Genomic DNA, 8,979 nt, shown 5'->3' on the forward strand with positions numbered 1-8,979 from the left:
AAAAGAGACGGTTATCCGCCTCTTAAAAAAGTGAAATGTTTTTTATGTACGATCGCCACTATCCCTTTTGACTGCAACTACATTACCGCTTTTGCTTCCGCCACCTTTTCCATTGTCATTACTATCAGGAAGGTTTATAGTAGGTGCTTCGATAGGTTTACGTGTCGCTGGCGGTGGCTTACTTCCATCAGTATCTTTTGCCCGTTCGTTGGCACCACTTGAGCTATCCACTCTATCATTAGACTTTCCACTGTAAGATTCAGTTACTGTAGTAACCTCGTCAGCATCATCATTCTCATCATCTGCATCTTCGTCATATTTCTTACTATTCCTACTCCGGCGATCGATTTGCCTATTTCTCCTTTTCCGATTGTATCGGTTTAACATGAATTTCTTCATAGGAGCAACCGCCGAATTAATTGGCGCAAAAATCTTATATCCGAATTTGGATAACAAAAAGAAAAATATAACGATCGATGCAAGCAATAATAGTGACATAAAAAGCATTGCAACCACAAAAGACAAAACATTATCCAACATACTTTTGATCAGGGCTCCGGATATCAAAAAAACAAGCCCTACATATGCCCCCACTACTACTTTTGAAATGAGTGGAGCGATGATCTGTTTAGCCCAATTCTTCAGCACAATAGGCGCCTCTGACGGTATAAATGAAAGGGGAATAATAATCATCCCACCAGCCAAAACAAAAACAAAGTAGAAAAAGAGAATAATGAGTATGATGCCAAAAAATAAAGAAAATAAAATAACACTCACTGATGCAAGTAAGCATACCAATACGATAAAAAAGCGATCCGCGGCATTGAAAGCAACAACCTGTAGCTCTTTATGATTCTCTTCAAAAAGATCCACTATCTCGTTTCTCTCATCAGATCCTTTTGGAAAGCGTAAAATGACCGCCGCCCATTCCTCACCAGCAGATACACGATAGGGAGAAATTTCCGAGTTGATCTTACTGGCTTCAGTTGGAGTTAGTGCCAAATCTTTTTCTGATACCTCGCCTAGCGCGAATGGTGTATGAACCATTTGATCCCAGACAACAGAATAGAAATTTTTCTCCGCATCTTCTTTACCTTGATTACTGGAGAGTCCCCCAGAAATGGCACCTGTCAATTCATCCACAGCATTGTTGACCATAATGATAGTTGGTACTCCGATAGCTAGGAAAACAGAGAGACCCGCACTAGCTATCATGAATGTTACAAACCGCTTTATCATCGCTGGATATTGACCCTTGCCGTAATCCTTTACAACAAAAAACACTCCAATTAAGATAATGATCGGTAAGAAATAGTAAACAAGATCCTTCGTATTCTTTTGAACAATATCCCACAAAATGGTTATGAATCCCTCAAAGAAGGTAGGATTCATTCCAAAATCCAATATCATTAAACTAAAGCGAACGAGAAATACAACCAAGAGAAAGAGAACCTTGTCTACAACAAATAACGGCTCCCATGCACTAGTCCATCCCTTGTGATCCCATTCATAATTGGAGAGTGGTGGATGTTCAAATCCCTCGATTTCAGGAAATAACTCATCCTTCTCTTTATACTCCGCGCTTACAGGACCTGCCACTAAGAATAATCCGACAAACAGGAATAGAGCTACGATAAGCGTTTTATATTTCCAAGGTCGCTTGGTCATGCTCCACTACTCCTTCAGGTGGCGTTGACTTCAAATACTTCATAAGGCTCGGATCCAGTATTTCAACTTGCATTTCTCCTATTCGTCCTTCTGGATCAGACACCAACCCCATACCATCCTTGTATTTTTCCGAAAAATCTTTCATCCAACTTTCTGGGTCTTCATCAACCAAACCCATTAACTCGTGTAAAGCATATCTAACTTGTTTCGTCGAATCTAGGCGGAGCATAAATTTCCAGCCAAAAAGGCCTGTAATATCATCGTCATCATCATCACTAGATTCAATGTCTGTTGGATTTTGCGTGGCCATAATTGGAATCATTTTTTCTGAACGAGATAGACGCAACGCTTCGTTGTACAACTGCCGCCCGCGCTCAAAACGCTTCAGGAACCAAAACTCTTCCCACGCTAACGCTTTTAACACGTCTCCAGGCAACGTCATCAAGTATCTAAGAGCCAGCGTTATCACTGCATAGAGCATGGCTACGGATAAGCGCTCGTTGTAACTCCATTCTGATCGACTTGCACCACGCCCAGGAATAGATAATCCCCGCGTTACCGCACAGATGAAACGTTTGCTTTGGAAAAGATGTTCTCCAGTATCTTCCCCAAATATCATGCGCCCTGTCCCATGGTTTTTGAGTTGTTTGATCTGCGAGATAACTAGATCCAGATCTTGCTTACGTAGTAGCGATGTTTCATTATCAAGCATTTCTTGGGCCACTTCTTCAAAAGTGAACATATCCCACTTTTTCGTTTCATAAACCTTACTTAAAATTTCCCCTATAATGATATTTCTCAATTCGGCATTGGAGTGATTCAAAATGAGCTCTAGTACCCCAAATGCTGCCTCATAACAACCTTCACTTGTCGCTGCTAGCCGTAATGGTGTAAACACCGTATCTGATCCAGGCGTAAACTTAATCAGTTTCCCGATCTTTTTAATCTCTGGATGCTCGAAGAATACAGCCCAGTCCCCTTTTGGATCATTTGTAAATCCATATGCCCCTAATTGCAGCATGTGGTACATAATATCTTTCATTGTTACGGTCTTCCCTGATCCCATGACTCCGCAAATCAAAATCGCTCCGGTTCGCTGTAGCTCAAGTGCCGGACGATCCGGCTTCATCATAACGACTCGTCCCGTCGCAGTTAACTTCCCGAGACGAAATCCAATTGGATCCCCCAAGGTTCTTATCGCAAAAGGTGCAGCTGCAGCCAATACGCCAGGATCCATGGGTAATTCCCACTGCACCGGTAATTTTTCACCAAAAGGATAAAAGGCCTGCCACATCTTTTTCTGATCTGTTGCCGGATTCACTACAATAACGTGTTTTCTCGCAACTTCTTTAAACTCCGACATTCGGAATTTCAGCTCTTTGTAGGAATCAGACCCCATAGTAAAGATCGTAGTGGAATGCATTAAAGGCTGCTTAAACTCACGAAACTTTCGCCGCAGGGAATTTACATTGTACATTTCCTCTGAGAGTTCTTCCGGTACCTGCGATTGGTTGAATTCGTCCGCTTCGTCGGAATCACTATCTTTGTATTCCTTGATTTGGGATTTAGCAATCTTATTCTTTCGATCTAATTTCGGCTTCGCTTCCTCGTTGCTCTCCATTCGGACATGAATGGCTACATCTACCGGAAACTTCAACTTTTCAATAATTTGATATATCCATTCCACTCCGGTCGGATCCCTATAATCAATAACATTCGGAGTTTTCAAAACGGTAAAAGAAGATTGAAAGGAAACTTCATCTGTCCCATGGTGAATTTTCATATGATGAAGACGCTCGCGAATGGCCTTATCTGAAATCGTCAAAATGGTGTTTCGAATTGGCCGGATAGCCATAACACCCGATTTTTTTATGACTTGAGCAGGGAACGGCGTCGGGATCATCAATTCCGGATCCTTCAATCCTCTGTAATACCCTTTTTTGAGCCACCATTCCGTTTCAGAAATGGTAGCTGGCGTAACACCTTTAAATAACCTCAGGCTTTCTGTATACAATTCTTCTGATTGCCTTCGACTTGATTCCAAAACATCATACGGCAAGACGTCATCAGACTTGGAGAATTTATCTTTTACATCTTTAATGCCTCGCCAGATGTTAATCATACGCTGACGTACGACTTCGCTGAACTCTTCATCAGAATTCGTCAGAACTACACGTTTTTTAAGTGGTACACAAATGAAATTAATACGATCAAATGGCTGCTTTTCTTCATAACTTTTCACGGCCAAATTGGACTGCTCTTCCCAGCCGCTTAATTTGGATATGCCTTGAAGCTGCTGCTGCAATTGCTTCGCTGATTTTTGCTTTGTCAGTAGATACAAATGATAGTCCTGGACAAACGAAGAAAAGGCCGTATCCACTTCTTTGATATACTCCTTCTTCTTTTGCCTCGGAATAAATGCGTAAGGGCGTGAAGGAATTTTAAATAAAGCATACGCACTCCCCGTAACATCGAAGACTCGATTATCCTCCATGTACATGATCGGCATCATCATTAAGTTCCTCCCTCCTCCGTTTTATTTTTGGCGGTTGCTTAACCGGCACTGCATGCGTTGATTCAATATTCACTTGATCAACTTTTAAGCGCGTGTCGATTTGGACCAACTGCTTCCCTTCCACTCGGTAGTGACCAGGGCCATATTTTTTCCCGCGTTTTGAAATACGTATTTTTTTTCCTTTAATTTGCACACCTGTCGGAACCCTAAGCTCCAGTTCCTGCGCATAACCCTCTGCGGGTAGTGAGGCTACAGCGTCCCTTTCAAGGTAGGAAACACCTACCCGAAATCCACTACTACCTTTATAGAATTTGGTATTTATTTCTTCCCAACCATCATGCCAACGTGCGCGAAACATAAACCGGATTAAATCCATGATATACTTGCGCAAGCTTTTGCCCGCTGGCTCCTTATTTCGGTACATATAAGCAATGAGACCCGATATCATCAGACCATAAATCCACAACATAAAGGACTCAACGGGAGACCCGTTCGTTAAAGTAATTAGCCCCAAAAGTGGGGCTAATACAAAACGAGACACCGGGAGAGTAATAGCAAAAATAAAAAACATGTCTCCATTAATGGAAACTCCTTCAGGCAAACTCATTTTAAATGGACCTGTGCCAAAACTTCTAATGTCCATCTTGACTTTGAAGAGATTTTTATAAGTCCGATAGTCTTGCCATGCCATTAGCTAACACCACCGCCTCCGGAACCACCGCCACCTTTAGTAAACATGCCCATTAGCGCTTGACCCCACGTATATACGTTGTTAAGACCAATGATTACACCAAGTACGAGTGCACCCACAATTGCCGATATGGCCAACTGTGGGTAGTTCCCTTCTTGATAATATTTAATAATGTTTTTAACGATAAGTATCATTAGCCACGCCGCTGCAAATTTGATTAAAACAGTGAAAATCGTATCCAAAATGGGTACGCCGAATAATTGATAGTTAAATTGGAACATTTCAAATATCCTCCTTTAATAGACCATCCATGTTTTTATTTCCTGAGGTAATAAGTTCAAGACTTTACCATTCCACAGCTCAATAAGGTATGGGCCAAGTAATGGCACAAAATTCAATGCATTGACGAGCAAATGAATAGTAAATAAGTAAAATACAGCAGACAACAGTACTCTTAGTATCGATTGCACGATGGAACGGTCGCCGCTTGAAACGGCGATAATCGAAGGAAGTAGCTTTATACGGAAACGCAATGGCCAGAATAGTTCTACGCCATCGGCTGTAAACATGTCCAACAGAATATGTGAGACATATGCAGCCATTAACGCCCATACAAGTGCTTCAGGCAACGCCAGAACAGTGTTAAACAATCCAAAGAGCAAAACAATGGCTATTAGCGAATGCGTAATTCCCCGATGCTGCACAAAGGGTAATCTTTCAAAGATCATGGAGAATAATCGAAACGGTTGCTGCTGCGCCAGTGTAGCGTCCGAATCGTCAAGATCTGCTGCCACGCCGAGAAAAAATCCACCCAAAAGAGCAAAAAACGTTACGAAGGAAACTGCCGGTTGATGAAATGTAATAATGGCTCCTTCGGCTGCCACTACACCTGCTAGCGCATGCACCTTTCCGTTCAATGCACTCTCCCCTTAACCAACAAATTCAAGGTAATATTTTCCGTCCTCAAAGATCATTCTCATATTTAAGCGGAAAAATAGATCACTTTGCAGCACCTTATCCGTTACCTTAACGTCCACGTCCACTACATACTTGTTTTTCTCCGATTCCCTAATCCACACATTCTCTATAGCTTGGAAATCAAAATCGCCAGTGTAATCGCGGATTGTAGGTTGGTCGGTTAGGTAATTTGCGACCTCATTTAATGCTCCATTAAATAGGGCCGGAATCACAGCGTTAAGGGTTGGCATCATAGCGTCCCTTGTCGCGATTAAACTTTCATCCATCATCCGAGTCGTTGATTGGGCCAGTTTACTTTCGTGGACGATTGGTAAACCGTTGACGAAGTAACGACCGTCAGCATCTTTGCTCAAGTAGACATACAGGCTAAAATTTCGCAGGACCTTTTGCCGCTCTGTCTTATCATTCTCTACCACTACCTCGCGAAACGTCGACACCCAAGCATCTACCGTTACGATTGCGCGGCCATTAGAGAAAAAGGGCTCATTAGCAACAACCGTTTCAACCGTTTGCTCTTCTTTCATTGTCTTGGAAACAACCAGCGCTGCATCCGGGGCGATGCTGGATAGCCTGGTCCGGCGCTCCTCTTGGTTGTTGTCCATCGTCATATAAATCTCCACAAATTGCTCAGCTATTGCCTTCATTGATGCAGTATCGTTGGTTTGAACGGAGCCTACAGAGTCGCCACCAAGATTTGTTAAGACCCCAATACCACCTATGGCCCCCAATCCCAGCAATATGTAGAGAAGAAAGCTAACCCCTTTTCGTATCATTTTGTGTTCACCTCCTTAACCCGAATCTGTAGCGACGAGCGTTCTCCGCATGCAAACCAAGGGATTCTGCAATTTCAATTGTTGATTTGCCTTGCAGGGCCAAGTCTCTTGCATACGTGTGTCTCAGGCTTTGCATGGTGAGATTCTGCAAACCGGTTTCCCTAGCGTAGTTCTTTAAAAAATTTGTAATTCCATCCTCCGTCAACCGTCCCATTTGAGAACTGAATAACGGAGCTTCTAAATCGGCTGCTCGCAAATGAACCCAATCTTTCATTGAACTGCATAGTACTTTTCCCATCAGTACTGCCCGATCTCCAATTTGAATAATTGGGGGGTTAAAGGAGATGTCAGTAATCGTGCATCGCACAACTTCCCCAGCTGTCAGACCTCCATATAATGCAGAATAAATAATTGCCTTATTTCGAATAAGCTGACGTCGTCGTTCTTTCCTGGCGTGAGCAATCTCACTAGCAATCCATTGAAGTAATCGATTCTTCTCTTCTGGCTCTAGCCAGCCTCCACTCGGCTTTGGGTAAGTCGTCATATCCAGTTTCAATTCAGCAGCAGGACTACAATCTAGTATCTTGTTGATCACTAAAAACTGAAAATAGCTGCGTACTCCTGCCAGGGAGCTCTTTATTGTCGCCAAAGAATAGGAACGCGGTTTTTCATGCTTCGAAGGAAGGTAGCTTGCATCAATTTGCATGTAATTAAGCCAGTCTTCCAGATCTTGCGCTTCAACTTTGATAGGCTCAAACAAAACTCCTCTTACACTCTGCCACCAAGCTTGCATTTGCATAACAGATCGAACATAAACGTCAATGGTGATCTTGCTTTTCCCTTGTCTAACTAGCCAACGCTTAAATGACTCCATAGACTTACCCTACCTACTGCCATCCTGCAATTCTTCAGGTTGTTTACCCTCGATTTGGGATCCTTCCCATTCAACATGTTCTACACTCCCTGTCCCTATTTGTGGTATCGTAACTATGGCAGCTCCTTCGCATGTATCCTCTATCGATGATCCATGGATTCCCGTAGTATTCTCTTTGCCCAAGAGTAGGAATCAGGGGCTGCTTTTATCTGGACACCATTATCGAGACGTAATTCCAGTGCAGCTACATTATCAGGATGACTTCCAAACTTCAGCTCCAGGGGACCTGGTTTTAATTCGATATAACCAGTTAGGTACTTGGGTGATGATTGGCCTCCCCAAATCGACCTCAAATCCACTTCCCCACAATCTCCCCTACTGCAGACGTAAAATTCCAAGAACGGGTGAGTCTCGTCATGCACTTTAGTCAATTTCAAAGGTCCCTCCGATAAATGAACCCCACCCATTTTCTCCATGATTCCTAGTCTACATTTCGGGCAGTTCATTCAAGCTCCCACCTCCCATTAGATAGTTCGATAGACCCCTATAAAAATACAAAAAAAACAGGCTCTTAGATCGAAAGATATTATTAAATATAGTGCTATTATACCATGGTTATCCTTTGCTTTTCAATGATTTACCATGCAAACCAATCATCATATGGAAAAATAAATACTTTAGTTTATTAACAATAGTTTCCTGTTTTTTTATTAGTCAAATAGATTCAATATCTACTTTGGTGGTTGGAAAGATTCTTTTAATTCATGGGCAGACGCTCCCCCAATTGTAGCTTTTAGCACGTCCCCCCCATAGCGTCTGTACTTGAATTACAAGAATCTTTCCAAGCAGCAAAGTAGTCCCCCACTATCCTGTAAGGCTGAGAAAAATCGCGCTCTATGTTATAAAATTTTATAACATATTAATAATTCTGAACAGGAACGTCTCGTGCCGGCGATCGAGCTCCAGCTGACGGCAGCGTCCGCGATGACGTCGGCTGCAGCTCCTCCGGATCCGTCGCCGGTGTAGCAGCTGGTCAATCGATTGGCTGACCCGGCTGCGCTCCAGGAACGTCTCGTGCCGGCGATCGAGCTGCAGCTGACGGCAGCGTCCGCGATGACGTCGGCTGCAGCTCCTCCGGATCGCCGCCGGTGCGCAGCAGCTGGTCAATCGATTGGCCAACCCGGCTGCGCTCCAGGAACGTCTCGTGCCGGCGATCGAGCTGCAGCTGACGGCAGCGTCCGCGATGACGTCGGCTGCAGCTCCTCCGGATCCGTCGCCGGTGTAGCAGCTGGTCAATCGATTGGCCAACCCGGCTGCGCTCCAGGAACGTCTCGTGCCGGCGATCGAGCTGCAGCTGACGGCAGCGTCCGCGATGATGTCGGCTGCAGCTCCTCCGGATCCGTCGCCGGTGTAGCAGCTGGTCAATCGATTGGCCGACCCGGCTGCGCTCCAGGAACGTCTCGTGCCGGCGATCGAGCTG

The 8,979-nt window shown here is 43.9% G+C and carries 8 protein-coding genes; 1 reads left to right on the plus strand and 7 read right to left on the minus strand.

Annotated features, from left to right (window positions below; all coding sequences use genetic code 11):
* Positions 1-42 precede the first annotated feature (42 nt).
* Genes ACFQZE_RS23850 through ACFQZE_RS23880 form a run of 7 tightly spaced genes read right to left on the minus strand, consistent with a single transcriptional unit; the run spans position 43 to position 7,499 of the window.
* Positions 43-1,668 carry a TrbL/VirB6 family protein gene (locus ACFQZE_RS23850; protein ID WP_379361866.1) on the minus strand — a complete coding sequence of 542 codons (1,626 nt, stop codon included), beginning with the start codon at positions 1,666-1,668 and terminating at the stop codon, positions 43-45.
* The gene (locus tag ACFQZE_RS23855; RefSeq protein ID WP_379361868.1) at positions 1,643-4,183 is read right to left on the minus strand and encodes an ATP-binding protein; all 2,541 of its coding nucleotides are present in this window, start codon (positions 4,181-4,183) and stop codon (positions 1,643-1,645) included. Before ACFQZE_RS23855 ends, ACFQZE_RS23850 begins: the two co-directional genes overlap by 26 nt.
* Positions 4,152-4,874, minus strand: a complete 723-nt coding sequence (locus ACFQZE_RS23860; RefSeq protein ID WP_379361870.1) for a TcpE family conjugal transfer membrane protein — start codon at positions 4,872-4,874, stop codon at positions 4,152-4,154. The genes ACFQZE_RS23855 and ACFQZE_RS23860 overlap by 32 nt, the downstream gene beginning before the upstream one ends.
* Positions 4,874-5,155, minus strand: coding sequence for a hypothetical protein (locus ACFQZE_RS23865; RefSeq protein WP_379361872.1), 282 nt, complete (start codon positions 5,153-5,155; stop codon positions 4,874-4,876). The genes ACFQZE_RS23860 and ACFQZE_RS23865 overlap by 1 nt, the downstream gene beginning before the upstream one ends.
* Positions 5,156-5,170: 15 nt before the next feature.
* Positions 5,171-5,791, minus strand: coding sequence for a metal-dependent hydrolase (locus ACFQZE_RS23870; RefSeq protein ID WP_379361874.1), 621 nt, complete (start codon positions 5,789-5,791; stop codon positions 5,171-5,173).
* Between the two features lie 12 nt (positions 5,792-5,803).
* Positions 5,804-6,625 (minus strand): conjugal transfer protein, encoded by an 822-nt coding sequence (locus ACFQZE_RS23875; RefSeq protein ID WP_379361876.1) that lies wholly within the window; start codon positions 6,623-6,625, stop codon positions 5,804-5,806.
* Positions 6,626-6,632: 7 nt separating this feature from the next.
* Positions 6,633-7,499 (minus strand): tyrosine-type recombinase/integrase, encoded by an 867-nt coding sequence (locus ACFQZE_RS23880; RefSeq protein WP_379361878.1) that lies wholly within the window; start codon positions 7,497-7,499, stop codon positions 6,633-6,635.
* A gap of 1,041 nt (positions 7,500-8,540) precedes the next feature.
* Between ACFQZE_RS23880 and ACFQZE_RS23885 the strand changes: the two genes are divergently transcribed.
* Positions 8,541-8,979: hypothetical protein (locus tag ACFQZE_RS23885; protein WP_379361880.1), on the plus strand; the 439-nt coding region annotated here is incomplete at its 3' end.

It is taken from the genome of Paenibacillus sp. GCM10027627 (genome assembly GCF_042675505.1).
GTDB lineage: Bacteria > Bacillota > Bacilli > Paenibacillales > Paenibacillaceae > Pristimantibacillus.